Below are 452 nucleotides of genomic sequence, written 5' to 3'. Positions count from 1 at the left end.
GGCGGCCCCCCTGTTTTTGCAGAGGGTGGCGTCCTCCCCGTTCAGCACGGTCAAAGTAGGAATGGCAAACATGCGTGCGTAATTCCCCTGCTCAGGAACCTCTAGTTATTACGTATCGCCAGTGCCGTTATTGAACACCTGAAATATCCTTGTAGAATATATTAGGTCTCTTTATTAGGTATCGGAATGCACGTCCATTATCTGCACCGTTTTGTGTTGATGCAGCGTGTCCAGGACGCAGTCATCGATGGCTATGACCGTTACCAACAGATCGCCTGCAGCCCCGACAAGGCAGCGCAGCTCGCACGGCAGTTCGCAGCGCGATACGAGACCGAGATCAGCAAACAATCGCGCTGGCGACGCAAGCGCAGCGGCCTGGCCTGTGCGAAGTTTTTGTCGCTCAAGGAAGCGACGCTCACTGAGGTACATGCGTTGTTGATGGTGACGAGTGA

General features: G+C 54.2%; 1 protein-coding gene. It reads left to right on the top strand.

The annotated features are described in order from the left end of the window. Positions 1–186: 186 nt before the first annotated feature. Positions 187–452 (top strand): hypothetical protein (locus CYD26_RS24810; RefSeq protein WP_145991831.1); only part of this gene is annotated, 266 nt, incomplete at its 3' end.

Origin of the sequence: Pseudomonas sp. FFUP_PS_473 (assembly GCF_002858665.1) — a bacterium.
GTDB classification, from domain to species: Bacteria; Pseudomonadota; Gammaproteobacteria; order Pseudomonadales; family Pseudomonadaceae; genus Aquipseudomonas; species Aquipseudomonas defluvii.
Note: the sequence above shows the minus strand (reverse complement) of the source record. Positions and strands in the feature narration are given on the sequence as shown.